The sequence below is a fragment of the Pseudomonas sp. CHM02 genome (assembly GCF_000612585.1).
GTDB lineage: Bacteria > Pseudomonadota > Gammaproteobacteria > Pseudomonadales > Pseudomonadaceae > Aquipseudomonas.
In genome coordinates this window covers 28515-53927 of record NZ_JFCA01000030.1, presented here as the reverse complement: position 1 = coordinate 53927, position 25413 = coordinate 28515, and the positions used below count along the sequence as shown (strand labels likewise).

General features: G+C 60.9%; 26 protein-coding genes. 15 read left to right on the top strand and 11 right to left on the bottom strand.

What is annotated here, in order from left to right; genetic code table 11:
• Positions 1-365 precede the first annotated feature (365 nt).
• The 7 genes from BM70_RS0118405 to BM70_RS0118375 all read left to right on the top strand — a co-directional run bounded on the left by BM70_RS0118405 (position 366) and on the right by BM70_RS0118375 (position 8184).
• Positions 366-1502, top strand: coding sequence for a branched-chain amino acid ABC transporter substrate-binding protein (locus BM70_RS0118405; protein WP_025857342.1), 1137 nt, complete (start codon positions 366-368; stop codon positions 1500-1502).
• 234 nt (positions 1503-1736) lie between these two features.
• Positions 1737-2651: a branched-chain amino acid ABC transporter permease gene (locus tag BM70_RS0118400; RefSeq protein ID WP_010213575.1), complete on the top strand. Its 915-nt coding sequence runs from the start codon at positions 1737-1739 to the stop codon at positions 2649-2651.
• A gap of 2 nt (positions 2652-2653) precedes the next feature.
• Entirely contained in the window at positions 2654-3931 is a 1278-nt protein-coding gene (gene livM, locus BM70_RS0118395; protein ID WP_025857341.1) for a high-affinity branched-chain amino acid ABC transporter permease LivM, read from the top strand.
• Positions 3928-4803 (top strand): ABC transporter ATP-binding protein, encoded by an 876-nt coding sequence (locus tag BM70_RS0118390; RefSeq protein ID WP_025857340.1) that lies wholly within the window; start codon positions 3928-3930, stop codon positions 4801-4803. The genes livM and BM70_RS0118390 overlap by 4 nt, the downstream gene beginning before the upstream one ends.
• The gene (locus BM70_RS0118385; protein ID WP_025857339.1) at positions 4800-5516 is read left to right on the top strand and encodes an ABC transporter ATP-binding protein; all 717 of its coding nucleotides are present in this window, start codon (positions 4800-4802) and stop codon (positions 5514-5516) included. The genes BM70_RS0118390 and BM70_RS0118385 overlap by 4 nt, the downstream gene beginning before the upstream one ends.
• 810 nt (positions 5517-6326) lie before the next feature.
• On the top strand, positions 6327-7094 hold the full coding sequence (locus tag BM70_RS0118380; RefSeq protein WP_025857338.1) for an SDR family oxidoreductase: 768 nt from the start codon (positions 6327-6329) through the stop codon (positions 7092-7094).
• Between the two features lie 184 nt (positions 7095-7278).
• Complete coding sequence (locus BM70_RS0118375) at positions 7279-8184, top strand: cation diffusion facilitator family transporter (RefSeq protein ID WP_025857337.1); 906 nt, start codon at positions 7279-7281, stop codon at positions 8182-8184.
• A gap of 101 nt (positions 8185-8285) precedes the next feature.
• Here BM70_RS0118375 and BM70_RS0118370 read toward each other — a convergent pair whose 3' ends face one another.
• The 5 genes from BM70_RS0118370 to ureE form a co-directional block, all read right to left on the bottom strand.
• A complete protein-coding gene (locus BM70_RS0118370) occupies positions 8286-9395 on the bottom strand; it encodes an AGE family epimerase/isomerase (protein WP_025857336.1) in 1110 nt (369 codons plus the stop codon).
• A 175-nt stretch (positions 9396-9570) separates the two neighbouring features.
• A complete protein-coding gene (locus BM70_RS0118365; protein WP_025857335.1) occupies positions 9571-10143 on the bottom strand; it encodes a HupE/UreJ family protein in 573 nt (190 codons plus the stop codon).
• Between the two features lie 22 nt (positions 10144-10165).
• A complete protein-coding gene (gene ureG, locus BM70_RS0118360; RefSeq protein WP_003188109.1) occupies positions 10166-10780 on the bottom strand; it encodes an urease accessory protein UreG in 615 nt (204 codons plus the stop codon).
• A 10-nt stretch (positions 10781-10790) separates the two neighbouring features.
• A complete protein-coding gene (locus tag BM70_RS0118355) occupies positions 10791-11465 on the bottom strand; it encodes an urease accessory protein UreF (RefSeq protein WP_025857333.1) in 675 nt (224 codons plus the stop codon).
• The gene (gene ureE, locus BM70_RS0118350) at positions 11462-11962 is read right to left on the bottom strand and encodes an urease accessory protein UreE (protein WP_025857332.1); all 501 of its coding nucleotides are present in this window, start codon (positions 11960-11962) and stop codon (positions 11462-11464) included. The genes BM70_RS0118355 and ureE overlap by 4 nt, the downstream gene beginning before the upstream one ends.
• A 277-nt stretch (positions 11963-12239) precedes the next feature.
• Between ureE and BM70_RS0118345 the strand changes: the two genes are divergently transcribed.
• Entirely contained in the window at positions 12240-12737 is a 498-nt protein-coding gene (locus BM70_RS0118345; RefSeq protein WP_025857331.1) for a C40 family peptidase, read from the top strand.
• A 5-nt stretch (positions 12738-12742) separates the two neighbouring features.
• On the opposite strand, the gene BM70_RS0118340 is transcribed toward BM70_RS0118345, so the two are convergent.
• Complete coding sequence (locus BM70_RS0118340) at positions 12743-13375, bottom strand: TetR family transcriptional regulator (protein WP_025857330.1); 633 nt, start codon at positions 13373-13375, stop codon at positions 12743-12745.
• 184 nt (positions 13376-13559) lie between these two features.
• Complete coding sequence (locus BM70_RS0118335) at positions 13560-14009, bottom strand: hypothetical protein (RefSeq protein ID WP_025857329.1); 450 nt, start codon at positions 14007-14009, stop codon at positions 13560-13562.
• 356 nt (positions 14010-14365) lie between these two features.
• Here BM70_RS0118335 and BM70_RS0118330 point away from each other — a divergent pair, with 356 nt between their 5' ends.
• Complete coding sequence (locus tag BM70_RS0118330) at positions 14366-16435, top strand: AsmA family protein (RefSeq protein WP_025857328.1); 2070 nt, start codon at positions 14366-14368, stop codon at positions 16433-16435.
• A 108-nt stretch (positions 16436-16543) separates the two neighbouring features.
• On the opposite strand, the gene BM70_RS0118325 is transcribed toward BM70_RS0118330, so the two are convergent.
• Together BM70_RS0118325 and BM70_RS0118320 are read right to left on the bottom strand one after the other, a co-directional pair.
• A complete protein-coding gene (locus BM70_RS0118325) occupies positions 16544-17074 on the bottom strand; it encodes a bacterioferritin (RefSeq protein WP_025857327.1) in 531 nt (176 codons plus the stop codon).
• A gap of 88 nt (positions 17075-17162) precedes the next feature.
• Positions 17163-18062 (bottom strand): LysR substrate-binding domain-containing protein, encoded by a 900-nt coding sequence (locus BM70_RS0118320; RefSeq protein ID WP_025857326.1) that lies wholly within the window; start codon positions 18060-18062, stop codon positions 17163-17165.
• Between the two features lie 136 nt (positions 18063-18198).
• On the opposite strand from BM70_RS0118320, the gene BM70_RS0118315 reads away from it, so the two are divergent.
• Positions 18199-18840 (top strand): FMN-dependent NADH-azoreductase, encoded by a 642-nt coding sequence (locus tag BM70_RS0118315; RefSeq protein ID WP_025857325.1) that lies wholly within the window; start codon positions 18199-18201, stop codon positions 18838-18840.
• Positions 18841-18920: 80 nt separating this feature from the next.
• A complete protein-coding gene (locus BM70_RS0118310) occupies positions 18921-19811 on the top strand; it encodes a triacylglycerol lipase (RefSeq protein WP_025857324.1) in 891 nt (296 codons plus the stop codon).
• A 114-nt stretch (positions 19812-19925) separates the two neighbouring features.
• On the opposite strand, the gene BM70_RS0118305 is transcribed toward BM70_RS0118310, so the two are convergent.
• The gene (locus tag BM70_RS0118305) at positions 19926-20801 is read right to left on the bottom strand and encodes a DMT family transporter (RefSeq protein WP_025857323.1); all 876 of its coding nucleotides are present in this window, start codon (positions 20799-20801) and stop codon (positions 19926-19928) included.
• Positions 20802-20898: 97 nt separating this feature from the next.
• Between BM70_RS0118305 and BM70_RS0118300 the strand changes: the two genes are divergently transcribed.
• The 4 genes from BM70_RS0118300 to BM70_RS0118285 all read left to right on the top strand — a co-directional run bounded on the left by BM70_RS0118300 (position 20899) and on the right by BM70_RS0118285 (position 23888).
• The gene (locus BM70_RS0118300) at positions 20899-21687 is read left to right on the top strand and encodes a helix-turn-helix transcriptional regulator (RefSeq protein ID WP_025857322.1); all 789 of its coding nucleotides are present in this window, start codon (positions 20899-20901) and stop codon (positions 21685-21687) included.
• Between the two features lie 71 nt (positions 21688-21758).
• The gene (locus BM70_RS0118295; RefSeq protein ID WP_024073127.1) at positions 21759-22058 is read left to right on the top strand and encodes a PsiF family protein; all 300 of its coding nucleotides are present in this window, start codon (positions 21759-21761) and stop codon (positions 22056-22058) included.
• Positions 22059-22235: 177 nt separating this feature from the next.
• Positions 22236-23249, top strand: a complete 1014-nt coding sequence (locus BM70_RS0118290) for an AI-2E family transporter (protein ID WP_025857321.1) — start codon at positions 22236-22238, stop codon at positions 23247-23249.
• A 60-nt stretch (positions 23250-23309) separates the two neighbouring features.
• Entirely contained in the window at positions 23310-23888 is a 579-nt protein-coding gene (locus BM70_RS0118285; RefSeq protein WP_025857320.1) for a hypothetical protein, read from the top strand.
• A gap of 100 nt (positions 23889-23988) precedes the next feature.
• On the opposite strand, the gene BM70_RS0118280 is transcribed toward BM70_RS0118285, so the two are convergent.
• The gene (locus BM70_RS0118280; RefSeq protein WP_025857319.1) at positions 23989-25257 is read right to left on the bottom strand and encodes an Hsp70 family protein; all 1269 of its coding nucleotides are present in this window, start codon (positions 25255-25257) and stop codon (positions 23989-23991) included.
• Positions 25258-25413: the final 156 nt, after the last annotated feature.

The window sequence follows — 25413 nt, the reverse complement described above, 5'->3', positions numbered from 1 at the left end:
TACCGCTCAGAAGCCTGCATTTTCTTAGCAGGCTACTAATCTGTATTGGTGCAAGTCGTAGCAGTCACGCACTGTAAATGTGCAGTTCAGTTACGCAGGCTGTTACAGCTGCAGGCGCTGTCGTTTATAGGGCTGGTTGCAGGTGCGACCTGCCGAGGTTGTACTTTTTGGATCCATTGGTTGCACCTTCTGATGCTAGAGGGTTGCACGTCCTGACGAATGGAGGCGAAACGCCTGCAATCACAATGACACCGTGTCTTTTTGAAGAATAAAAACGTAATGGCACGCGCCTTGCTCTCGGCTTTCAGTGAAAAGTTTGAACGCAAGTTGTCGTGCCAAAAATCAAAAATATCGGAGCACCACTCATGTCCCAGACGTTTTACAAGAAAGGTTTTCTGGCCCTCGCCGTTGCAGCGGCGCTGGGTGTTTCTGCGTTTGTTCAAGCTGATGTGAAGATTGGCGTAGCGGGGCCGATGACCGGTGCCAACGCCGCTTTCGGTGAGCAGTACATGAAGGGTGCCCAAGCGGCAGCCGATGTGATCAACAAGGCCGGCGGTATCAACGGCGAGAAAATCGTGCTGGTTGCCGGCGACGATGCGTGTGAGCCCAAGCAGGCCGTGGCCGTGGCCAACCGTCTGGCTGACCAGGACAAAGTGATCGGCGTGGTCGGGCACTTCTGCTCTTCCAACACCATCCCGGCGTCCGAGGTGTATGACGAAGCCGGCATCATCGCGATCACCCCAGGCTCCACCAACCCGCAAGTGACCGAACGCGGCCTGGGCGCCATGTTCCGCATGTGCGGTCGTGACGACCAGCAAGGCATCGTTGCCGGCGACTACATCGTCGATGTGCTCAAGGGCAAGAAAGTCGCGGTCATCAACGACAAGGACACCTACGGCAAAGGCCTGGCTGATGCCACCGCTGCCCAGTTGACCAAGCGCGGCGTCAAGCCAGTGCTGGAAGAAGGCCTGACCCGTGGCGAGAAAGACTTCAGCGCCCTGGTCACCAAGATCCGTTCTACTGGCGCTGACGTCGTGTACTTCGGCGGCCTGCACCCGGAAGCCGGTCCTTTGGTTCGCCAGATTCGTGAAGCCGGTCTGAAAGACGTTAAATTCATGTCCGATGACGGCGTGGTGACCGACGAACTGGTTGCCACCGCTGGCGGTGCGCAGTACGTGGATGGCGTGTACATGACCTTCGGCGCTGACCCGCGCCTGCTGCCAGACAGCAAGGCCGTGGTGGAAGAGTTCCGTAAGAACGGCACCGAGCCTGAAGGCTACACCCTGTACGCCTACGCTTCGGTCCAGGCCCTGGCCGCCGGCTTCAACGGTGCCAAGTCCAACAAGGGCGAAGACGCCGCCAAGTGGCTCAAGGCTCACCCGGTCAAAACCGTCATGGGCGAAAAAGCCTGGGATTCCAAGGGCGACCTGAAAATCTCCGACTACGTGGTTTACCAGTGGGATAAAGACGGCAAATACCACCAGTTGGAAAAACAGAAGTAAGCATTAACGCGACCACGCAGGCGCCACAGATCCACTGTGGGAGCCGGGCTTGCCCGCGATGACGGACTGACAGTCGACACCTGTGTTGAATGTAAAACCGCTATCGCAGGCAAGCCAGCTCCCACAGGGGGTCGAGGTCGCCAGCTGCATCGTGTCCAGCAACGACTCTGTTTTTTCCTCCAGAAGCGCCGCACACCCTCCGGTGTGCAGGTGCTCACCGCGTGAGATTGCGTTATGGATGGTATTTTCCTGCAGCAACTGGTCAATGGCCTGACCCTCGGGTCGGTCTATGGCCTGATCGCCATCGGCTACACAATGGTCTATGGCATCATTGGCATGATCAACTTCGCCCATGGCGAGGTTTATATGATTTCCGCTTACCTCGCGGCGATCAGTCTGGCACTGCTGGCTTACTTCGGCATCGAATCCTTCCCGCTGCTCATTCTCGGCACCTTGATCTTTACCGTCGTCGTCACCGGCGTATACGGCTGGGTCATCGAGCGTGTCGCTTACAAACCGCTGCGCAACTCCACCCGACTGGCACCGCTGATCAGCGCCATCGGCATCTCCCTGATCCTGCAGAACTACGCGCAGATCGCCCAGGGCGCCAAGCAACAAGGTATTCCCACCCTGCTGGCCGGGGCCTGGCGCGTCGATATCGGCAGTGGTTTCGTGCAGCTCACGTACACCAAGGTGTTCATCCTCGTGGCGGCGTTTGCCGGCATGGCGTTGCTCACTTACGTGATCAAATACACCAAGCTCGGCCGCATGTGCCGCGCGACCCAGCAAGACCGCAAGATGGCGTCGATCCTCGGTATCAACACCGACCGGGTGATCTCCTATGTCTTCGTCATCGGGGCCGCCATGGCTGCATTGGCCGGTGTGCTCATCACCCTCAACTACGGCACCTTCGACTTCTATGCCGGCTTCATTATCGGCATCAAGGCATTTACCGCAGCGGTACTCGGCGGCATCGGCTCCCTGCCTGGGGCGATGTTGGGCGGGATCATCCTCGGTATCTCCGAGTCGTTGTTCTCGGGGTTGATCAACTCTGACTACAAAGACGTGTTCAGTTTCTCCCTGCTGGTGGTGATTCTGATTTTCCGTCCCCAGGGCCTGCTTGGTCGCCCACTTGTGGCGAAGGTGTAAACATGTCTGCTGCCAAACCCATCGATATCAAGAAAAGTGTGGTCGATACGGTCCTCGCCGGGCTGATTTCGCTGATCGTGTTCGGTCCGATCGTCGGCGTTGTACTCGACGGCTACAGCTTCAACCTGGAACCGGCCCGCGTGGGCCTGCTGGTGGCCATTGTGATGGTCGGCCGCTTTGCCATGAGCCTGTTCCTGCAAACCCCCAAGGGCCTGAAGATTTTGCAGGGCTTCGAGAGCAGTGGCTCTGGCGTGCATGTGCTGGCGCCGGACTACAAGTCGCGGCTGCGCTGGATCATCCCGGCACTGATCGTGATCGCCATCGTGTTTCCGATCTTCGCCAACAAGTACCTGCTGACCGTGGTGATCCTCGGGCTGATCTACGTGTTGCTCGGCCTGGGCCTCAACATCGTGGTGGGCCTGGCCGGCCTGCTCGACCTGGGTTACGTGGCGTTCTACGCCATCGGCGCCTACGGCCTTGCACTGGGTTATCAATACCTGGGCCTGGGCTTCTGGACCGTGTTGCCCCTGGCGGCCATCGCCGCAGCGTTGGCGGGGTGCATACTCGGGTTCCCGGTGCTACGAATGCACGGTGACTATTTGGCCATCGTGACCCTGGGCTTTGGTGAAATCATCCGTCTGGTGCTCAACAACTGGCTGTCGTTTACCGGCGGACCCAACGGCATGCCGGTGCCCTCGCCGACCTTCCTCGGCCTGGAGTTCGGCAAGCGCGCGAAGGATGGCGGGATTCCCTTCCATGAATTCTTCGGCATCGACTACAACCCCAACATCAAATTCCTGTTCATCTACATCGTGCTGTTCCTGGTGGTGCTGGCCGTGCTGTACATCAAGCACCGCCTGACCCGCATGCCGGTCGGCCGCGCCTGGGAAGCCTTGCGCGAAGATGAAATCGCCTGCCGTTCCATGGGCCTGAACCACGTACTGGTCAAGCTCTCGGCGTTCACCATCGGTGCATCGACTGCCGGTTTGGCCGGGGTGTTCTTCGCCAGCTACCAGGGCTTCGTCAACCCGTCGTCGTTCACCTTCTTCGAGTCGGCGCTGATCCTGGCCATCGTGGTGCTGGGCGGCATGGGCTCGACGGTGGGCGTGGTGATCGCAGCCTTCGTATTGACCGTCGCCCCGGAACTGCTGCGCAGCTTCTCCGAGTACCGCGTATTGCTGTTTGGCGTGTTGATGGTGGTGATGATGATCTGGCGACCACGCGGCCTGATCCGCATCAGCCGCACCGGTGTGACGCCACGTAAGGGGGTAGCGCCATGAGCAAGGAAGTCGTGCTCTCCGTCGAACACCTGATGATGCACTTCGGTGGCATCAAGGCCTTGAGCGATGTGAGCCTCAAGGTCGAACGCAACTCTATCTTCGCCCTGATCGGCCCTAACGGTGCCGGCAAGACCACGGTGTTCAACTGCCTCACTGGTTTCTACAAAGCCAGTGGCGGCAAGATCGAACTCAACATCCGTGGTAAACAGACCAACGTGATCCAACTGTTGGGCGAGCGCTTCAAGGCCACGGATTTCGTGTCGCCAAAAAGTTTTTTCAGTCGCGTGTACTACAAGATGTTCGGCGGCACTCATTTGGTGAACCGCGCCGGCCTGGCACGGACCTTCCAGAACATTCGCCTGTTCAAGGAAATGTCGGTGCTGGAAAACCTGCTCGTGGCGCAGCACATGTGGGTCAACCGCAACATGCTCGCCGGCATCCTCAACACCAAGGGTTACCGCAAGGCCGAAAGCGACGCCCTCGACCACGCCTTCTACTGGCTGGAAGTGGTGGACCTGGTGGACTGTGCCAACCGCCTGGCCGGTGAACTCTCCTACGGCCAGCAGCGCCGCCTGGAAATTGCCCGCGCCATGTGCACCCGGCCGCAGATCATCTGCCTGGACGAACCCGCTGCGGGCCTCAACCCCCAGGAAACCGAAGCCCTCAGCGCGATGATTCGCCTGTTGCGCGACGAACACGACCTCACGGTGGTGCTGATCGAACACGACATGGGCATGGTGATGAGTATTTCCGACCACATCGTAGTGCTCGACCACGGCAACGTGATCGCCGAGGGCGGGCCGGACGCGATCCGCAACGACCCGAAAGTGATTGCCGCCTACCTGGGCGCAGACGAAGAGGAGCTGGTATGAGTGCACCTATCCTCGAAATGAAGGACCTGGACGTGTTCTATGGCCCGATCCAGGCCCTGAAGAAAGTCTCGCTGCACATCAACGAAGGCGAAACCGTCAGCCTGATCGGCTCCAACGGCGCGGGCAAGTCCACGCTGCTGATGTCGATCTTCGGCCAGCCACGGGCCGAGTCGGGACAGATCATCTACAACGGCGTCGACATTACCCACAAGTCGTCCCACTACATCGCCTCCAACGGCATCGCGCAGTCGCCGGAAGGGCGGCGGGTGTTCCCCGACATGACCGTCGAGGAAAACCTGCTGATGGGCACCATCCCGATTGGCGACAAGTTTGCCCAGGAAGATATGCAGCGCATGTTCGAGCTGTTTCCACGGCTCAAGGAGCGGCGCAACCAGCGTGCGATGACCATGTCGGGTGGCGAACAGCAAATGCTCGCCATCGCCCGCGCCCTGATGAGCCGGCCCAAGCTGTTGCTGCTGGACGAGCCGAGCCTGGGCCTGGCGCCGATTGTGGTGAAGCAGATCTTCTCGACCCTGCGCGAGCTGGCGTCCACCGGGATGACCATCTTCCTGGTGGAGCAGAACGCCAACCACGCGCTGCGCCTGTCGGACCGTGCGTATGTGATGGTCAACGGCGAGATCCGCCTGACCGGCACCGGCAAGGAATTGCTGGTAAACGAGGAAGTGCGCAACGCCTACCTCGGCGGGCATTGATCTAACCACCCTTTGTAGGCGCCGGCTTTGTGTGGGAGCTGGCTTGCCTGCGATGCAGACACCTCGGTCTGTCAGTTACACCGAGGCGATGCCATCGCAGGCAAGCCAGCTCCCACATGAGGCGGTTCCCACATTCCTTTTTGTGCTATCCACAGACCATTCTGGAAATTGTGGAAAACAAATCTGGCTCCTCTCCAAAGCGCGACATATAGCCGCCGCAAATCCCTGTTTTGTCACAGTTTTGACTTGTCCCCATCCGCTGTGGAACCGGCTGTGGGTAACGTGGGAGTAGCTGGCTGAACGCCAATGAATACGTGGCCTGCAGCGCGATGGTTGTTTTTTGATCAGGCGGTTTTTGCTCGCCCGACGAGCACTTTGTCAACCTGTTTAAAGACACAGGTATATGACCGGAATATGTCTCGCCAGCCTGTGGATAAGTCTGTGACTAAACTCTGGAAAGACGGCCGCAGAGGCCGGAATGACTGGCCTGGAGCCATCGTTGTGGTTTTCCGTTAGTCGAAGGGCCTACATACGCTCCGGCCGAGGTCAAGCAAAAAACTTTCTAAAACCCTCTGTAACCCTTGTGTATAGAGGCCTGAGGCATTTTGCACTTGCCCCCAAAGACTGTGGGCGCAGCTGTGGATAACCTGCGCGCATATAGCTACAGGCCGCGCTGCATAAGGCGTTGCTCGTGATGGTTAAAAAGTGATCAGCTGTAAATGAAGTTGTGCGCATAGCGGTTGCCGCCATCGCGGCGTAAGGGCATTCTGCTGGCTGATTTTTTTCCCCGATGCCCGCAAGGAGAACACCATGTCCAACACGCTGTTTATTACTGGCGCAACCTCAGGTTTCGGCGAAGCCTGCGCCCGTCGTTTTGCCGAGGCCGGCTGGAAACTGGTGCTCACGGGGCGTCGCGGTGACCGCCTGAATGCGCTGGTCGAAGAGCTTTCCAAGCAGACCGAAGTGCATGGTTTGGTCGTGGACGTGCGTGACCGCAAGGGCATGGAAGACGCCATCGCCAACCTGCCGCCAGCCTTCGCCACACTGCGCGGGCTGATCAACAACGCCGGCCTGGCCGTGGGCACCGACCCTGCGCCCAAGTGCAGCCTCGACGATTGGGAAACCATGGTCGACACCAACATCAAGGGCCTGCTGACCACCACCAGCCTGCTGCTACCACGCCTGATCGCCCATGGCCGTGGCGCCGGCATCATCAACCTGGGTTCCATCGCCGGTAGCTACCCGTACCCCGGCAGCCACGTGTATGGCGGCTCCAAGGCGTTCGTGAAGCAGTTCTCGCTGAACCTGCGCTGCGACCTGCAGGGCACCGGCGTGCGCGTCACCAACATCGAGCCAGGCCTGTGCGAGAGCGAGTTCTCGCTGGTGCGGTTCGGCGGTGATCAGGCGCGGTATGACGCGACCTACGCGGGTGCCGAGCCGATCCAGCCACAGGACATTGCCGACACGATCTTCTGGGTGCTGAACACCCCGGCGCATGTGAATATCAACCGGTTGGAACTGATGCCGGTGAGCCAGACCTGGGCTGGATTTGCTATCGAGCGTGGGGCCAAGGGCTGACGCTTCGTCCTGCTGGTTTTTGTGGTGAGCGAGCTTGCCTCGCGCGGGTGCAAGCCCGCTCACCACAGGATCAGGCTTTTACCGGTAATCATGCGGCAAATCGGCCAAAACACGACATAAGGTACACTCCACCCGGTAAAACCTCTCCGCACCGTGCGGATTTAAGGTTTTGACGGGAGGAAATGTGAGTAACCGAGGTGAGCAGGCACTGCTCAAACAATCGACCATCCTGATGTTCGCCGTGGCGATCGCCGGGGTTGTCACGGGTGTGGTATCCGGCGCCCAATCCATTCTGTTCGACGGCTTTTTCTCGCTGATCGCCACCGCCATCAAGGTGTTGATGCTGATCACGGCCAAGCTGATCGCCAAGAAAAGCAACGAGCGCTTCCAGTTCGGCTATTGGCACCTGGAACCCATGGTGCTGCTGATCGAGGGCAGTTTCCTGTTGCTGATCGCCCTCTATGCGTTCCTCAACGGCGTGTTCGGCATTATCAATGGTGGCCGCGAGATCGAGTTGGGGCTGGTGATCATCTACGCGGCGGTGTTTACCGTCGTCGAGTTCGCCTACTTCTTCTACGTGCGCTACCGCAATCGCACGCTGAAATCATCGCTGATCCAGTTCGACAACATCAGTTGGCTGGTGGACGCGATGCTGTCGGTGGGCTTGCTGATCAGCTTTCTGGCGGCACTGTTGCTCAAGTCCCAGGGCTATGGCGAGTGGGCGGTGTACGTCGACCCGTTGATCCTGATCCTGCTGGCCCTGAGCATGCTGGCGCCGGCGTTCAAGATCCTGCGCCCGGCGTTGCGCGAGGTGCTGGGGATTGCGCCGGACCATCTGGATGACAAGGTGCGCGAGGTGATGGACGCGGCGCAGGCCAGACATGGTTTCGACGACTACGTGTCCTACGTGCAAAAGCACGGGCGGGCGCGATTTATCGAAATTCATGTGGTACTGCCGGCGGATTACCCGGTGGCTAACGTCGCCACTCTCGACGGGCTGCGCGAAGAGATATCCACAGGACTCGGCACGCCGGATGCGGCGCGCTGGCTGACGATCAGCTTTACCGGGGATCGCAAGTGGATTGCGTGAGGTCAGGTAGACCGGGGTGACGCCTTCGCGAGCAAGCCCGCTCCCACGAGGGATTACACAACCCTGTAGGAGCCGGCTTGCCGGCGATGAGGCCCTGAAGGTCAGCCCAGATGCCGGACCAGCCCCTGATAGCAAGTCGCCAAATGATAAGGCGTAGTCGACGGCATATCCCGCCGGCTCACCGCTCCCCGGGCATCCAGGCATTCATTCCAGCCTTTTGCATGCAAGAAGTGCTGTTGCAGCGCCAGCAATTGGCGCTGCAGCACCGATTCGCTGTCCGGCCGCAAAGTCAGTGCCCGCAGGTATTCGGCCTGGGCCCAGATCCGCTGGGTGCCGTCGCGCACAGTGCCATCCAGCGCCAACATGCCGCTGACCGCACCGCTGGCGTTATCCACACCCTTGAGCTCGGCGTAGGTGAACGCCCGCGTCAGCGAAGCATGCAGCGGCGTGCCGCGCAGTACATCCGAAGACTCCAGCAAAAAGAACCATTCGAACTGGTGCCCCGGCTCAAACCAGTTATCCACAGCGCCCAGCGGTTTTTCCATCATCACGCCGCTCTGGCGATCAATGAAACGCTGCTGCATGGCCGTCGCCAACGCCAGCAGGGCTGCTTGCACCTGCGCGTCTTCACGCACCGCAAGAGTGGCGAGGAAACCTTCGGCCAGGTGCATCAATGGGTTTTGCAGCGGTCCGGACTTGAGGGACGACCAGTTGCGCTCCAGTACCGCCTCGTACAGACCGTCGCCAGTGGCAAACCGCTCGGCGACCACTTCCAGGGCCGCATTGAGGACGGATTCCACCAGCGGTTCACGCACCTTGGCCCAGTAATGGGCGCAGGCAAAGATGATGAACGCGTGGGTGTAGAGGTCTTTGCGAGTGTCCAGCGGCTGGCCTGCCGGGTCGATGCTGTAGAACCAGCCGCCGTGCTCGGCGTCATGGAAGTGCCGTTGCAGCGAACGGAACAGCGCCGCCGCGCGTTCTTCGGCGAAGACCGCGCCGGGCTCGCCGATCAGGCTGGCGAACAGGTACAACTGGCGGGCGCAGGCCATGGCGCGGTAGCGCTGCGGGGGCAGCGGCTGGTGATCGGCGTCCAGCGCCTCATAGGGCAATGCCAGCTCGGCGTTCCAGCCTGGGCCTTGCCAGAGCGGCACGATCAGGCTGTGGAAGTGCGTGAGCACGGTGTTCAAGGAGGGTTGGGAAGCGCTGGGCATTGGCTGGCGTCGTCACGGCAGGGGTGTAGGCGCGCATGGTATCAGGCTTGGGTTGTGTGGTGTCTTTGAGACCGTCATCGCGGGCAAGCCCGGCTCCCACATTTTTGATTTGCAAACCCAATCAAATGTGGGAGCTGGCTTGCCTGCGATGAGGCCCGTAAAAGCGCAACATCACTCAGCCCGCGAGCAACCACACCCCAGTCGCCGCCGAAGCCGCGCCCGCAATCCGCACCAACGGCGCCGCTGCGGCTGGCAGGAAGCGCACCACGGCATAACCGGCCGCGTGCAGCACCGCCGTTGCACCGACAAACCCCGCCGCATACGCCCAAGGGCTGGACATGTCCGGCAGCTCAAGGCCGTGGGCCACACCATGGAACAGCGCAAACAAGGCCGTCGCCCCGACGGCCACGAACAACGGTGGACGCACCGCCAGTGCCACCGCCAAGCCCAGCGCCAGCACCGACGCGGCAATCCCGCTTTCCAGCGCCGGCAATTCCAGGCCTTCAAAACCCAGCACGCCGCCCACCAGCATGGTGCCCACGAAGGTGCACGGCAGTGCCCAGCGCGCGGCGCCTTTTTGTTGGGCGGCCCACAAGCCGACGGCCACCATGGCCAGCAAGTGGTCGATGCCGCTCAGGGGATGGCTGATGCCGGCCACCAGGCCGTTGTCGCCGTGGCCCGGGTGAGCGAAGGCCAGGGCAGGGGCCAGCAGCAGGGCCGCGGCGGTGAAGAGTTTCTTGAGGCTCATGGACAGGTTCCTTATGGGGTGATCAGGCGGCGGTCAGCAAGCCTTGGCGTTCGATGAAGGCGACGATGTCATCCAGGCCGACACCGGTTTTCTGGTTGCTGAACACAAAGGGTTTACCGTTGCGCATGCGCTGGGTGTCGCTGTTCATCAGCTCCAGCGAAGCGCCGACCAGCGGTGCCAGGTCGATCTTGTTGATCACCAGCAGGTCGGATTTGCAAATGCCAGGCCCGCCCTTGCGCGGCAGCTTGTCGCCGGCGGACACGTCGATCACGTAGATGGTCAGGTCGGACAGTTCCGGGCTGAAGGTCGCCGACAGGTTGTCGCCGCCGGACTCCACCAGGATCAGGTCCAGGCCGGGAAAGCGGCGGTTGAGTTGGTCCACCGCCTCCAGGTTGATCGAGGCGTCTTCACGAATCGCCGTGTGCGGGCAGCCGCCGGTTTCCACGCCGATGATGCGTTCCGGCGCCAGGGCCTGGTTGCGTACCAGGAAGTCGGCGTCTTCGCGGGTGTAGATATCGTTGGTGACCACGGCCAGGTTGTAGCGATCGCGCAGCGCGAGGCACAGGGCCAGGGTCAGGGCGGTCTTGCCGGAGCCGACCGGGCCGCCGATGCCGACACGCAGGGGTTGTGTGTTCATTGTGCTTCTCCTAGGAACGGAACAGGCGGCTGTACTGGCGCTCGTGGGCCATGCTCGCCAGGGACAGGCCAAACGCGGCGCTGCCGAAAGGGGTGGGGTCGATGCGGCTGGCATCCTGCTGGGCTTGTTGCAACAGCGGCAGCAGTTCGCTGGTCAGGCGCTGGGCGGCTTGCTGGCCCAACGGCAGGGTTTTCATCAGTACGGCCAGTTGGTTTTCCAGCCAGCTCCACAGCCACGCGGCGAGGGCATCGGCGGGGCTGATGCCCCAGGCGCGGGCGGCGAGGGCCCAGCCCAGGGCCAGATGAGGCTCGGGGTTTTGTGCGAGGAAGTCGCGCGCGGCGTCGTCCAATTCCGGCAGGCCGTTGAGCAATTGTTGCAGGGAATAGCCCATCTGCCGGCTCTCCTGATACAGCTCACGGGTCTCGCGGCTGGCGCGGTGTTCTTCGCACAGCTGCGCCAGGCGCGACCAATCCGCGTCCACGGCGGCCTGGCAATGGGCGAGCAGCAGCGGTGCCTCGAAACGCGCAAGGTTGAGCAGCAACTGATCGCTGATCCAGCGTCGTGCACTGGCGGCGTCAGCGACACGGCCGTTCTCCACCGCCATTTCCAGGCCCTGGGAATAGCTGTAGCCGCCAATCGGCAATTGCGGACTGGCCAGACGCAGCAGCGCCCAGGCTGGGTTCATAGACGCACGCCGAACTGGTGCAGCTTGGGCGGGTAGTTGAAGTCTTCATCGCCATGGCGAGAATGATGGTGACCGCCGCCGTAGGCACCATGCTCCGGCTGGAACGGCGCCTCGATGGTTTCCGTCTGCGCACCCAACTGTTCGAGCATGGCCTTGAGCACATAGTCATCGAGCAGGCGCAGCCAGCCGTCTCCGACTTGCAGTGCCACATGGCGGTTGCCCAAGTGATACGCCGCGCGAGTCAGTTCAAATGCACTGCTGCAGGTCACGTGCAGCAGTTGTTCAGGCCGAGCGCACACACGTACGACGCGTCCGTCTTCAGCTTGCAGGAATTCGCCATCGTGCAGCGGTGGCTGGCCACGCTCCAGGAAAAGGCCGACGTCTTCACCGTCGGCACTGAAACAGCGCAGGCGGCTTTTGCTGCGTGCTTCGAAATTCAGCAGCAACTCGGCGGCCCAGTGGGCTTGGGGGGCGATTCGGCGGTGGATCACCAGCATCAGGAAGCTTCCAGCTATGAGCGATGAAACACCTAGAGCAAGGGGCTTGCCAACCTCGATGGGGAGTAGGAATTGCCTGTAGGCATGTGGGGAAGCGCCACTAAACAGGGCGAGGGGAAATGACTTGAGTGCGCCAAAATGGTGCGAGGTATTGCTTGTTGCACATGCGGTGGGCGTTTTCGGATTTCGCCTACATGGCGTAAGGAAAAGGCGTTCATCAAGTTACCTGCGAGGTCATTAGTCTGTGCGCCGTGTTTAATCCACTGCGACGTTCATCATGTTCAAGTCACTTTGTTATCTGTTTATTGCCAGCCTGTCTTTTGCGTTGTCATCGGCCTCGGCCAATCTACAGTCTCACGCCTCATTCACCGCCTCACTGAAAGAAGCGTCTATCAATGATGTAATCGACCGCGCCCACGAACTGCTGGGTACGCCTTACAAATGGGGCGGCACCTCAGCGGATCAGGGCTTCGATTGCAGCAGTTTCCTGGTCTATCTGTTCAAGACCGAAGCCAACATCCAGATACCGCGCACCACGGCCGCGATGCACCGATCGACGGCGGCGACCGTCCAGCGCAGTGCGCTCAAGCCTGGCGATGCGGTGTTTTTCAAAGGTAACGGGCGCGGCCAGGTCAGCCATGTGGGCCTTTATATAGGCGGGGGACAATTCATCCATTCGCCGCGCACGGGCAAGCACATCCGCATCGACTCGTTGAGCAACAGTTACTGGAACAGGCATTACACCACGGCCAAGCGTTTTCACACGTCGGGGTGATGGCGTTATTCGGTGCTGCCCAGGCCTTGCCAGTGCTTCAGGCCGATAAAAATGAAGCGCAATTGCTGGGTGATTTTCGCCTGGGGCGTGAGATGGTCGGGCAGGGCCTGGGCTGGCGGGTCAATGATGTCGGGAAGGGTGGCGAACACACTTTTGACGATCAGGTCGGCCATCACGTGCAAGCCTTCGGCATCCAGGTGCTGCAGTTTGGGCATGAAGGTCAGGTCCGCCGCCAGGTCTCGGGTGATGTCTTCGCGCAACGCACCGATGGCCTGTCGCACGGCCAGGCAGCCGCCGTATTGCTCGCGGGCCAGGAACAGGAACTGCGAACGGTTGGCCGAGACCACATCCAGGAAGATCCGCACGGAGGCATCGATAATGCCGCCCATCACGAATTCGTTATGGCGCACCAGGCGGATCGTGGCGCGGAAGGTCTGGCCTACCTCGCTCACCAACACCAGCCCGAGCTGATCCATGTCGGCAAAATGGCGATAGAAACCGGTGGGCACGATGCCAGCCGTCTTCGCCACTTCGCGCAGGCTCAGGCTGCCAAACCCACGGCCACACTCCATCAGATGGCGGGCTGCGTCCATCAGGGCGAGGCGGGTCTGTTGCTTCTGTTCGGCGCGGGGCAGCATTGGCGGGCGGGCTTTGTCGGCAAGTACAGCGATGCACTCTAGCAAAACAGCTCTGTGGCCGTCGAACTTGACGGTGGCTGTACAGGTCCAGGTGTGGGGCTGATGGAAGGGGAGTCGTGCCAGGTGCTACAAAAAGTCAAAAGCCCGATCGAAGGATCGGGCTTTTTTCTGGGCCACCACGGGGTTAGCTCTGTGCTTGATGCAGTTCTTGCAGACGGTCAGAACCGCCTTCGGCAACACCTTCGGTGTAGGCGCGTTTGTTGGCTTGTTCAGCACCGCCTTCAACCAGACCTTTCTGTTCCAGGCGATCACGGCCGCCTTCGGCGACAGCATTGCGTTCCAGCAGGCGATCAGCACCACCTTCAACCAGGCCTTTCTGTTCCAGGCGGTCGCGGCCGTTTTCGGTCAGGCCTTCGGTGTAAGCGCGTTTGTTGGCTTGTTCCGAACCGTTTTCAGCAACGCCTTTGGCATAGTCACGGTTCTCTTCTTCTTGCGAACCGCTGCGGGCCAGGGTCTGGTTGAAATGAACGGCGTCGGCTTTGACTTGTGGGGTGGCCTGTTCGGAGGCTGGCAGTGCAAAGGCACTGGAGGCCAGGACGGACAACAGGACGGTAGCGAGTACTTGGCGTTTCATGATGGTTGCTCCTTGGGAGGGCGATAAAGTGGGTACAGAGCTAATGCTACTCTCGATAAGTCGATATAAAAGTTCATAAACACAATGGTAATAATCAACAGAATTGATTGTTCTAGGCGAAGGCTCTAGAACGGGCCTCTCAAGCACGCGGTTTTGCACCGGGGTGGGTATTTTCGACACGTACGTGGGTAACATTGGTGCGCCGTGACGGATGGAAACTGTCGGAGTGGTCAGGAATTGAAGTTTTTCCAGGCAATTCGGGGATCGGGTTAAACCCCCGTGCGGTTTGCCAGTCGTAGTTCTATAAGCTGTCCTTAAAGGCTGTCACAGCCAGTCGTATTCAGGAGTCCTGTGCAATGACGCGCACTCGTAAAATCATCGCTTGGAGCTGCGCCAGCTTCGTTCTGTTAATCGCCGTGGTGGTCGTGGTGCTGGTGTTCTTTGACTGGAACCGCATCAAGCCGCCGATCAATGCCAAGGTTTCCGAAGAGCTGCATCGACCGTTTGCCATCAATGGCAACCTGGCGGTGGTGTGGGCGCGTGAGCCCGATGAAGGTGGATGGCGCGCCTGGGTGCCATGGCCCCATGTGATTGCCGAAGACCTGACGCTGGGCAACCCCGACTGGTCGAAAAACCCGCAGATGGTCACCCTCAAAAAGGTCGAACTGCGTATTTCACCCCTGGCGCTCCTGGTGCAGCGTGTGGTGATTCCGCGCATCGACCTCACCGAGCCGAGCGCACAATTGCAGCGCCTGGCCGACGGCCGCGCCAACTGGACGTTCACGTTCGACCCCAAGGACCCGAATGCCGAGCCCTCCAGCTGGGCGGTAGACATCGGTGCCATCGGCTTCGACAAGGGGCACGTGACCCTCGACGACCAAACCCTCAAGACCCAACTGGATGTGATCATCGATCCACTGGGCAAGCCTGTTCCGTTCGGCGAAATCGTCGGCGACGCCGATGCCAGGAAGGCGCTGGAGAAAGGCTCGGCACCCCAGGACTACGCGTTCGGCCTCAAGGTCAAAGGCCAGTACCATGGCCAGAAACTCGACGGCAGCGGCAAGATCGGCGGCCTGCTGGCCTTGCAGGATGCGGCCAAACCGTTCCCGTTGCAGGTTCAAGTCAAGATCGCTGACACCAGCATCGCCCTGGCCGGCACGCTCACGGATCCCCTCAACCTCGGTGCCCTGGATCTGCGCCTGAAACTCGCCGGTACCAGCCTGGGGAACCTCTACCCACTGACTGGCGTGACTCTGCCGGATTCGCCGGCCTACTCCACCGACGGCCACCTGATCGCCAAACTGCACGAAGCCAATGGCGCCTCGTTCAGCTATGAGAACTTCAACGGCAAGATCGGCAACAGCGATATCCACGGCAACCTCGCCTACGTCGCCAGCCAGCCTCGACCCAAGCTCAGTGGTGCGCTGGTGTCCAACCAACTGCTGATGACCGACCTCGCGCCGCTGATCGGCGCCGACTCCAATGCCAAGCAAAAAGCTCGTGGCGGCGACAGCAAGCAACCGGCGACCAAAGTCTTGCCGGTGGAAGAATTCCGCACCGAGCGCTGGCGCGTCATGGATGCCGATGTGGAATTCACCGGCAAGCGCATCGTCCACAGTGCCGAGTTGCCCTTCACCGACCTCTATACCCACCTGGTGCTCAATGACGGTGAACTGAGCCTGGAGCCCCTGCGGTTCGGCGTGGCCGGTGGCAAGCTGGATGCGCAGATTCGCCTGAACGGCCGCACCGTGCCGATGGAAGGCCGCGCCAAGCTCACCGCGCGCAACTTCAAGCTCAAGCAGTTGTTCCCGACCTTCGAACCGATGAAAACCAGTTTCGGAGAACTCAACGGCGACGCTGACATTTCCGGTCGCGGCAACTCCGTGGCGGCGCTGCTGGGCACGTCCAACGGTGACCTGAAGATGCTGATCAACGACGGTGCCATCAGCCGTGGCCTGATGGAAATCGCCGGGCTCAATGTCGGCAACTACGTGGTAGGCCGCCTGTTTGGCGACAAGGAAGTGAAGATCAACTGTGCGGCGGCGGACTTCGGGATCAAGACCGGCCTGGCGACGTCGCGGTTGTTTGTGTTCGATACCGAGAACGCCATCATCTACATCGATGGCACCGCGAATATGGCCACGGAGCAGTTGGACCTGACCATCACCCCGGAGTCGAAAGGCTTCCGCCTGTTCTCGCTGCGTTCACCGCTGTACGTCAATGGGCCGTTCATCAAGCCGAATGCCGGTGTGAAAGCCATTCCCCTGGCGCTGCGTGGCGCGGGCATGGTGGCGCTGGGTGTGATCGCCGGCCCGGCTGCCGGGTTGCTGGCACTGGTTGCGCCAAGCGGCGGCGAGCCCAATGAGTGCGCACCGTTGCTGCAACAGATGAAGGAAGGCAAGGCGCCGAAAACCGTAAAAGGTTGATCGGTCACGAAAACGCAGGAGCCGGCTTGCCGGCGATGAGGCCCTTGAACTCTGTCGAGATCGTGAGGCCGCCATCGCCGGCAAGCCGGCTCCTTGGGTATTGCGGGGTTACAGGCTTTCGAGGATGTCGGCCATGTCGTCGGCGTGCTCTTCTTCCTGGGCCAGGATTTCTTCGAAGAGGCGGCGAGTGGTCGGGTCTTTATCGCCGATGTACTGGATGATTTCGCGGTAGCTGTCCACGGCAATGCGCTCGGCCACCAGGTCTTCGTAGACCATCTCTTTCAACGAGTCGCCTGCCACGTATTGAGCGTGGGAGTTTTTCGACAGCAGATCCGGGTTGAACTCCGGCTCACCGCCCAACTGCACGATGCGCTCGGCAAGCTTGTCGGCGTGTTCGGCTTCCTGGGTGGCATGCTCGAGGAATTCCTCGGCGGCGATCTGTGCCTTGACGCCGCTGGCCATGAAGTAGTGGCGCTTGTAGCGCAGTACGCAGACCAGTTCGGTGGCCAGCGAGGCGTTGAGCAGGCGAATGATCTCTTCGCGGTCGGCGTCGTAGCCCTCGGTCACGGCACCGTTTTCGACGTTCTGGCGGGCGCGGCTGCGCAGGGTCGCAACGTCAGTCAAGTTTGCTTCAGTCATCTCAATCTCCTGGGGCTAATCCGGTTTTGCGCCACGCTCTGCCGGCGTGATCGCTCCAAGTTGTGAGTCCCAGGCAACGCAAAAAGTTTTATCGGATTTCAGCGGACAGCTTCGCCTCCTCCTGTACCCATTGGAAAAACGCTTTCACGGGCGGATGGCGTTCGCGACCGGGCACACAAAGGGCGCTGTAACCCGCGCCGTCCACGCTGATCTGCGGGCGGTACGGCACCAGCAAGCCGCTGGCGACGCTTTCCGACACGAGGATATTGCTCGCCAGCACCAGGCCCTGGCCGGCGATCGCCGCTTGCAGGGCGTAATGTTCCTCATCGTATTCACGCAGGGGCGGCGCGTGCTGCAGCCAATGCTCGCCGGCTTTCTCGCACCAAGCCTGCCAACCCAGGGCGTAAAGCTCGGAGTTGTGCCAGCGTACGCTGATCAGCGTGGGCACCCGAGTGCCGGCCAGCGCCACCTGTTCGGGGGAGCCGTACACGGCAAAGCATTCATCGAACAGGCACTGGCCATACAGGTTGGGGTAATCGCCGAGGCTGTAGCGGATCACCAGATCGATGCTGGCGTCCTGTTGCAGGTCGACCACCTCGCACTGGGTGTCCAGGCGCAGGTTTATGTCCGGGTTGGCGGCGTAGAAGCGACCCAGGCGTGGCACCAGCCACAAGGCTGCAAACGCCGGGGTGGTCGATACGGTGAGGTGGCCGGCGCTGCGTTGCGGACGCAAGGTGTCGAGGCTTTGCGCAACATCCAGCAGCGCGCCGTGCAGGCTGTGGAACAGCCGCTCGCCGCCTTCGGTCAGGCGCACTTGGCGCGGCAGGCGTTCGAACAAGGGCACACCCAGCCAGGTTTCCAGGCTGCGTATCTGGTGGGACACCGCCGTGGGGGTGACCGACAATTCCTGCGCCGCCGCTTTGAAGCTCAACAGGCGCGATGCCGATTCGAAGGTGCGCAGGGCGGTGAGGGGCAGCGAAGCAAACATTTCGGCTCCATGGATGAAATGGATTCATCCAGATCAACTATTGCTCATTTGTCGGAGGGCCTGCTCGGCTCTAGATTTGCGCGAAAGAACGGCGACCATCCGGGTCGCCTGAGTCTAACTCGCGTAGGTCATACAGATGAAAAAAATGCTTATCATCCACGCCAGCCCCCGTGGCGAACGTTCCCATTCGCGGCGCCTGGCCGAATCCTTTCTCGACGTGTGGCAAGCCGCTAACCCTGGCGCGCGTATCACCCGACGCGAAGTCGGCCGCGCCGCCATTCCCCATGTCAGCGAAGCGTTTGTGGCGGCCAATTTCTACCCCGAGCCGCAATCCCTGCCAACGGTAATGAAGGCCGACCTGCAACTGAGCGATCAACTGGTCGGTGAACTCATCGACCATGAGCTGCTGGTGATTTCCATGCCCCTGTACAACTTCGGCGTGCCCAGCGGCCTCAAGGCCTGGATCGATCAGATCGTGCGCATGGGCCTGACCTTCGACATTTCCCTGGATGACCAGGGCATGGCGCAGTACCAACCGTTGTTGAAAGGCAAACGCGCACTCATCATCACCAGCCGCGGCGGCAACGGGTTTGGTCCGGGCGGTGAATATGAATGGATGAACCACGCCGATCCGCACCTGCGCACCGTGCTGGGGTATATCGGGATTGACGATGTCCGGGTGATCGCTGCCGAGGGCGAAGAGTCGGACAAGAGCGTTTTCCAGCGTGCCTATGCAGAGGCCGAACGTCAGTTGCACGACCTTGCAGGGCATTTCTAAGCAGACGCGGGTGTCATGGGGCGGTCACTTCGATTGGTCTAGGATGGAAGTATCGCCTGACCGCCCTGGACGCCCGCTCCATGCCTCAATCCCTCGCCACGCGTTATCCCCTTGTACTGGTGCCCGGCATGCTCGGGTTTGTACGCCTGGTGTGGTTCCCGTACTGGTACGGCATCGTCCCGGCGCTGCGGGCGGGCGGTGCGCAGGTGTTTGCGGTGCAGGTGGCGCCGCTGGATTCCAGCGAGGTGCGCGGTGAGCAATTGCTGGTGCACATCGAGCGCATCCGCCGCGACACCGGGGCCGACAAGGTCAACCTGATCGGCCATAGCCAGGGCTCGCTCACTGCCCGGTATGCGGCGGCCAAACGCCCGGAGTGGGTGGCGTCGGTGACGTCCGTGGCGGGCCCCAACCATGGCTCGGAGCTGGCGGACCATATCCACCTTCATTATCCCATCGACGGCGTCAAAGGCAGGATCATGAGCGCGCTGTTTCACCTGGTCGCCTGGGTGATGGGTGTGCTGGAAACCGGCTACCGCGGGCCGCGCTTCAAGGCGGACTTGCAGGCGTCCCACCATTCGCTGACCAGCGCCGGCGTGGCGCTGTTCAACCAGCACTATCCACAAGGTCTGCCCCAGACATGGGGCGGGCAGGGCGCCGAGGAGGTCAACGGCGTGCGCTATTACTCGTGGTCCGGCACCTTGCAACCGGGCATCACCGACCGTGGTCGCAACCTGTTCGACGGCACGAATCGCAGCTGCCGCTTGTTCGCCCGCAGCTTCGTGCGGGAAAAGGGCCAGTGCGACGGCATGGTCGGGCGCTACAGTTCACACTTGGGGCTGGTGATCGGCGATGACTACGCCCTGGACCACTTCGACATCGTCAACCAATCCATGGGCCTGGTGGGCAAGGGCGCCGAGCCGATCAGGCTGTTTGTCGAGCATGCGCAAAGGCTCAAGGCTGCTGGAGTCTAGTCGGGAGACCGCGTTTTCGTTCTTCGCGAGCAAGCCCGCCACACACATTCGACCGAGTTCCACCTTTGGAATGTGGCCGAATGTGGGAGCTGGCTTGCCTGCGATAGCGACGGTTCAGGCAGCACTGACCGGCGTGGTCCAGCGCTCCGACAGGATCACCCCGCCCAAGGTCAGCAGGCCACCGACCAGGTGATACAGCGCCAGTTCTTCCTTCAGCACCGCGGCGGCAATCAGCGCGGTGATCAGGGGCAGCAGGTTGAAAAACAACGTGGTGCGGCTCGGGCCCAAGGTCTTCACCGAATGCATCCACGCCAGCGGCGCCAGCATCGAAGCCAGCAGGCACGCATACAGCACCAGCGGAATGTTGGCCCAGCCCAGGCCGGCTTTGGCAGAGAACAGGAACAACGGAAACAGCACCACCACCGCCACCAGCACTTGCAAATACAGCAACACCAACGGCGGCAGGCGCAACTGCCATTTTTTCAGCAAGGTGCTGTAGATCGCGTAGGCCAGGGTCGCGATCAGCATCATGCCGTCACCCAGGTTCACCCCGTGCTGCAGCAGCGCGCCAAGGCTGCCGGCCGACACCACCACGACCACGCCGGCAAATGACAGCACTGCACCGGTCAGGGCGCCGTAGGTCAGGCGCTGGCCGAGGCTGATGATGGCCGCTGTCAGCGCCATCAACGGCATCAGTGACAGGATGATGCCCATGTTGGTGGCACTGGTCAGTGTCGCGGCGTAGTACGCCAGGCTCTGGTACACCGCCATGCCCAGCACACCGAGGATGAACACCTTGCCCAGGTTCGGGCGGATCATCGCCCAGTTGGCGATCACCGGCTTGACCATGAACGGCGTGAACAGCAGTGCCGCCAGCAGCCAGCGGTAAAAACCGATCTCCGCCGGGAAGATCGAGCCCACGGCCAGTTTGTTGACGACGGTGTTGCCGGCCCAGATAAAAATGGCCAGCAAGGGATAAGCGTATTGCATCGAAAGGAACCAGGTGTGTTGATGAGACAGGATTATCCATTGTCTGGATCGAAGCTTATACTGCGATCCAGACAACCGACCTCTGTATCCAGACAATATGGCCAAGCACAACGTCCGCCTCCCGGATTTCTCCCGGTTGCCAAGCCCGGTGTACTTCCGCTATTCGGATTTCGCTCCTGACACCGAATGCACGCCGCACCAGCATTTCTGGGGTTCGCTGGATTACTCCGCCAGTGGTGTGATGCGCATGGAAGTGGCCGGCAGTCGCTTCATGTCGCCGCCGCAGTACGCGGTGTGGGTGCCGCCGCATACCGAGCACAGCTCCTACAACGCCGAGGCGATCGTCTACCACTCGGTCGGGTTGGCGCCGGAGCTCTGCGAGCAGTTGCCGCAACAGCCTTGCACCCTGGCCATCAGCGACATTCTCAAGGCGATCCTCAGCGACTTTGCCCAGCGTGACGTGAATATGCCGCAGACCGAGGCTGACATTCGCCTGGCCCAGGTGCTGGTGGACCAGCTCAAGCAGGCACCGATCCACGAGTGCTTCCTGCCCTACGCCCGTCACCCCGGCCTGCTCGGTGTGCTGGAAGCCATGCAGGCCGATCCCGGCGACAACCGCCCGCTGGCGCACTGGGCCGAACAGGTGCATGTGAGCGAGCGCACCCTGGCACGTCAGTTTGTGCGGGAATTGGGCATGAGCTTTGGGGAATGGCGCCAGCGCCTGCGCTACCTGGCGGCCATCGAAGCCCTCGACAGCGAACGCAGCGTGCAACAGGTGGCGTTTGATCTGGGCTACAGCACCGCCTCGGCGTTTATCGCCATGTTCCAGCGCCAGGCGGGCTGTACCCCTGAGCAGTACCGACGCACACATATCCGTGGCCGATGAAGATGTAACAAGCTTTGACTACACTGCTGGGTAGGCCGTGCCCCCCGGTACGGCAACAGGGAGAAAACTCCATGAAGATGCTGCGCATTCCGCTGTTGATGATGGGCCTGCTGCTGTGTTCCCAAGGTTTTGCCGCTACCGCCCAGCAAAACAAAATGACCACCTGCAACGCCGAAGCCACCACCAAGACGCTCAAGGGGGACGAGCGCAAGGCCTTCATGAAGACCTGCCTGTCTGCCCCGGCGGCCAATGACGCCAAGACCCTGACCCCACAGCAGCAGAAGATGAAGGATTGCAATGCGGACGCCAAGACCAAAGCCTTGACCGGCGACGCGCGCAAAACCTTTATGAGCACCTGCCTGAAGAAATAATAGCCCCAGGCCATAGAAGGCTGCGACACTCGCACACAGCCCCCTGTAGGAGCTGGCTTGCCAGCGAAAAAACGTGAACGCTTACGCGTTTATCCAGACTAAACGCGGTGCCCTTGCGTTCTTCGCGAGCAAGCTCGCTCCTACAACATCCTTTAACGCCGTTCGTTTTGAGGCTGTATGCCAACGTTTTCTCAGCGTCACGTGATATTGCTGGCCAGCTACATCATCATTTTCGGCGGGTTGCTGCTGGTACTGCCGCTGAAATTGCTGCCCAGCCTGCTGGCCGGCTTGTTGGTCTTTGAACTGGTCAACATGCTCACCCCCCAACTGCAGCGATTGATCGAAGGCCGGCGTGCGCGTTGGCTGGCGGTGGCCTTGCTCGGCACCCTGATCGTCAGCGTGCTGACGCTGATCTTTGCCGGCGCCATCAGCTTCCTGCTCCACGAAGCGGAAAACCCCGGGGCGTCCCTGGACAAATTCATGGGGGTGGTCGACCGCGCGCGCGGGCAATTGCCGCCGTTCCTCGACGCTTACCTGCCCGCCAGCGCTGCTGAATTTCGCGTGGCCATCGGCGATTGGTTGAGCAAGCACCTGAGCGAACTGCAACTGGTCGGCAAAGACGCCGCCCACATGTTCGTCACCCTGCTCATCGGCATGGTGCTCGGCGCGATCATCGCCCTGCAGCGCGTGCCGGACCTGACCAAGCGCAAACCCCTGGCCGCCGCGCTGTTCGACCGCCTGCACCTGTTGGTCCAGGCGTTTCGCAACATCGTCTTCGCCCAGATCAAGATTGCTGCACTGAACACCGCGTTCACCGCCGTATTCCTGGCTGTGGTGCTGCCGCTGTGCGGGATTCACTTGCCGCTGACCAAGACCCTGATCGTACTGACCTTCCTGCTCGGCCTGTTGCCGGTGATCGGCAACCTGATGTCCAACACCCTGATCACCATCGTCGCGCTGTCGCTGTCGATCTGGGTCGCGGTGGCGGCGCTGGGGTACCTGATCGTGATCCACAAGGTCGAGTACTTCCTCAACGCGCGGATCGTGGGCGGGCAGATCAGTGCCAAGTCCTGGGAATTGCTGCTGGCGATGCTGGTGTTCGAAGCTGCCTTCGGCCTGCCTGGCGTGGTGGCGGGGCCGATCTACTACGCATACCTCAAGAGCGAGCTGAAGCTCGGCGGGATGGTTTGACGGGATAACTGAAGCGCGTTTGCTTCGTGGACTTCAAAGGGACTTAGAGGGAAACAAGCTGTGAGCGACAATATCTATGCTCCGCCAACGGCGCAGTTGTCCGAGGCGGTAAAGCCGTCTGCCGAGTTTTATGTCATTTCCCCGAACAAGCTGCTGATCCTCAGCCTGCTCAGTTTTGGGCTGTATACCTACGTCTGGGCGTATAAAAACTGGAGCTTGTACAAGAAAGCCAATCAAGCCGACCTCTTGCCGTTGGCGCGTGCGTTCTTTTTTATCTTCTTTGTTCACAAGCTCTATCGCCTGGCCTACCGGCGAGTCGTCGAGAGCGGCCGAAAATTCGATTTCGACTTCGAACAATGGGCGACGGTGTTCGTGGTGGTGACCGTGGGGGCCAACGTGTTTGACGCCGTGGCTGCGCGAGTGGAGGGTTTGTTTGCCTACAAGAGCCTGACGCTCCTGGCGATACCTCTCTGCGCCTACATCCTTCAACAAGCCCAAGGCCTGATCAATTTTGCGGCAGGTGACGCCAAGGGGCTGAGCAACGCTCGGTTCAATCCGTGGAACTACCTGGTGATCGTGCCGGGGCTGGTCATGTGGTGCCTGACGTTTCTAGGGCTGTGGGCGATCTATCACCGCTAGGGCCTCGCCACAGAATCAGCGGGCTTGCTCGCGAAGAACGTCAACGATAACGCAGCGTTCTCAGGCTTTTCGCGAGCAAACTCGCTCCTTGTAGAGCTTCTTAGCTGCCGTAGCGCTTGCTGGCTTCAATCGCCAAGCCGCTGCCAATGCTGCCGAAGATATTGCCTTCCACATGCCGCGCATTCGGCAACATCGCCGAGATGCTGTGGCGCAGTGCCGGAATGCCGCTGGAGCCACCGGTAAAGAACACCGTGTCCACCTGCGCCACGCTCACCGACGCATCGTTGAGCAACTGCGTGACGCTGTTGCGCACGCGCTCCAGCAAGCCATCGATGGCTGATTCGAACAGCGCCCGGCTCAGTTCCACGCTCAGCCCCGGTTCAACCCGGTCCAGCAGCACGTGGCGGCTGTCTTCGTGGGTCAGCTGGATCTTGGTTTCTTCCACTTCCATGGCCAGCCAGTGCCCGGCGCGCTGCTCGATCAGCTTGAACAGGCGGTCGATGCCGCCGGTGTCTTCGATGTCGTAGCGCATGCTGCCCAACGCCAGCTGGGATTTTTGCGAGTACACCGAGTTGATGGTGTGCCAGGTGGCGAGGTTCATGTGGTGGCTGGTGGGCATATAGGCGCCGCTTTTCATGCGGCTGCCGTAGCCGAACAGCGGCATCATGCCTTGCAGGCTCAACTGTTTGTCGAAGTCGGTACCGCCGATGTGCACGCCGCCGGTGGCGAGGATGTCGCTCTGGCGGTTGTCGTTGTGGCGGCGGTCCGGGGACAGGCGCACCAGGGAAAAATCGGACGTACCCCCGCCGATGTCGACGATCAGTACCAACTCTTCCTTTTCAATGGTGGACTCGTAGTCGAACGCGGCCGCAATCGGCTCGTACTGGAACGAGATGTCCTTGAAGCCGATCTTGCGCGCCACGTCGACCAGAGTGTTCTCGGCTTCCTGGTCGGCCATCGGGTCGTCATCGACGAAGAACACCGGGCGGCCGAGCACCACTTCTTCGAACTCGCGGCCGGCATTGGCTTCGGCGCGGCTCTTGAGTTGGCCGATGAACAGCGCCAGCAGGTCGGTGAAGGGCATCGCGGTGCCAAGCACGCTGGTGTCGTGCTTGATCAACTTGGAACCGAGCAGGCTTTTGAGCGAGCGCATCAGCCGGCCTTCGTAGTTTTCCAGGTACTCGTGCAACGCCAGGCGACCGTATACCGGGCGGCGCTCCTCGAAGTTGAAGAACACCACCGACGGCAACGTGATCTTGTCGTCCTCCAGCGCGATGAGCGTCTCCTCGCCGGGACGGATCCAGCCGACGGTGGAGTTGGACGTGCCAAAGTCGATGCCGCAGGCACGGGCTGGGGATGGGTTTTTCATGTCTATCGGGTTCCGGTTGAAAAACGGCCGCGCAGTGTATGCCAGTCGAAGGCGGATGCGTAGGCCGACTATCCGCTAAATCGTGCTTGAAAGTTGGGTATTTGCCCCCACATCTGGTGCATACGGCTAGCGCCGATAACACTTTGACGCACCCCC

Bases quoted from the DNA above. Each gene is read 5' to 3' on its own strand.
- BM70_RS0118355 (WP_025857333.1), bottom strand. From the start codon at position 11,465: ATGAACCCAGCCTGGGCGCTGCTGCGTCTGGCCAGTCCGCAATTGCCG.
- ureG (WP_003188109.1), bottom strand. From the start codon at position 10,780: ATGAACACACAACCCCTGCGTGTCGGCATCGGCGGCCCGGTCGGCTCC.
- BM70_RS0118345 (WP_025857331.1), top strand. From the start codon at position 12,240: ATGTTCAAGTCACTTTGTTATCTGTTTATTGCCAGCCTGTCTTTTGCG.
- BM70_RS0118370 (WP_025857336.1), bottom strand. From the start codon at position 9,395: ATGCCCAGCGCTTCCCAACCCTCCTTGAACACCGTGCTCACGCACTTC.
- BM70_RS0118340 (WP_025857330.1), bottom strand. From the start codon at position 13,375: ATGCTGCCCCGCGCCGAACAGAAGCAACAGACCCGCCTCGCCCTGATG.
- BM70_RS0118295 (WP_024073127.1), top strand. From the start codon at position 21,759: ATGAAGATGCTGCGCATTCCGCTGTTGATGATGGGCCTGCTGCTGTGT.
- BM70_RS0118290 (WP_025857321.1), top strand. From the start codon at position 22,236: ATGCCAACGTTTTCTCAGCGTCACGTGATATTGCTGGCCAGCTACATC.
- BM70_RS0118305 (WP_025857323.1), bottom strand. From the start codon at position 20,801: ATGCAATACGCTTATCCCTTGCTGGCCATTTTTATCTGGGCCGGCAAC.
- BM70_RS0118335 (WP_025857329.1), bottom strand. From the start codon at position 14,009: ATGAAACGCCAAGTACTCGCTACCGTCCTGTTGTCCGTCCTGGCCTCC.
- BM70_RS0118300 (WP_025857322.1), top strand. From the start codon at position 20,899: ATGGCCAAGCACAACGTCCGCCTCCCGGATTTCTCCCGGTTGCCAAGC.
- BM70_RS0118280 (WP_025857319.1), bottom strand. From the start codon at position 25,257: ATGAAAAACCCATCCCCAGCCCGTGCCTGCGGCATCGACTTTGGCACG.
- BM70_RS0118315 (WP_025857325.1), top strand. From the start codon at position 18,199: ATGAAAAAAATGCTTATCATCCACGCCAGCCCCCGTGGCGAACGTTCC.
- BM70_RS0118310 (WP_025857324.1), top strand. From the start codon at position 18,921: ATGCCTCAATCCCTCGCCACGCGTTATCCCCTTGTACTGGTGCCCGGC.
- BM70_RS0118320 (WP_025857326.1), bottom strand. From the start codon at position 18,062: ATGTTTGCTTCGCTGCCCCTCACCGCCCTGCGCACCTTCGAATCGGCA.
- BM70_RS0118400 (WP_010213575.1), top strand. From the start codon at position 1,737: ATGGATGGTATTTTCCTGCAGCAACTGGTCAATGGCCTGACCCTCGGG.
- BM70_RS0118390 (WP_025857340.1), top strand. From the start codon at position 3,928: ATGAGCAAGGAAGTCGTGCTCTCCGTCGAACACCTGATGATGCACTTC.
- ureE (WP_025857332.1), bottom strand. From the start codon at position 11,962: ATGCTGGTGATCCACCGCCGAATCGCCCCCCAAGCCCACTGGGCCGCC.
- BM70_RS0118385 (WP_025857339.1), top strand. From the start codon at position 4,800: ATGAGTGCACCTATCCTCGAAATGAAGGACCTGGACGTGTTCTATGGC.
- BM70_RS0118405 (WP_025857342.1), top strand. From the start codon at position 366: ATGTCCCAGACGTTTTACAAGAAAGGTTTTCTGGCCCTCGCCGTTGCA.
- BM70_RS0118365 (WP_025857335.1), bottom strand. From the start codon at position 10,143: ATGAGCCTCAAGAAACTCTTCACCGCCGCGGCCCTGCTGCTGGCCCCT.
- BM70_RS0118325 (WP_025857327.1), bottom strand. From the start codon at position 17,074: ATGACTGAAGCAAACTTGACTGACGTTGCGACCCTGCGCAGCCGCGCC.
- BM70_RS0118380 (WP_025857338.1), top strand. From the start codon at position 6,327: ATGTCCAACACGCTGTTTATTACTGGCGCAACCTCAGGTTTCGGCGAA.
- BM70_RS0118330 (WP_025857328.1), top strand. From the start codon at position 14,366: ATGACGCGCACTCGTAAAATCATCGCTTGGAGCTGCGCCAGCTTCGTT.
- livM (WP_025857341.1), top strand. From the start codon at position 2,654: ATGTCTGCTGCCAAACCCATCGATATCAAGAAAAGTGTGGTCGATACG.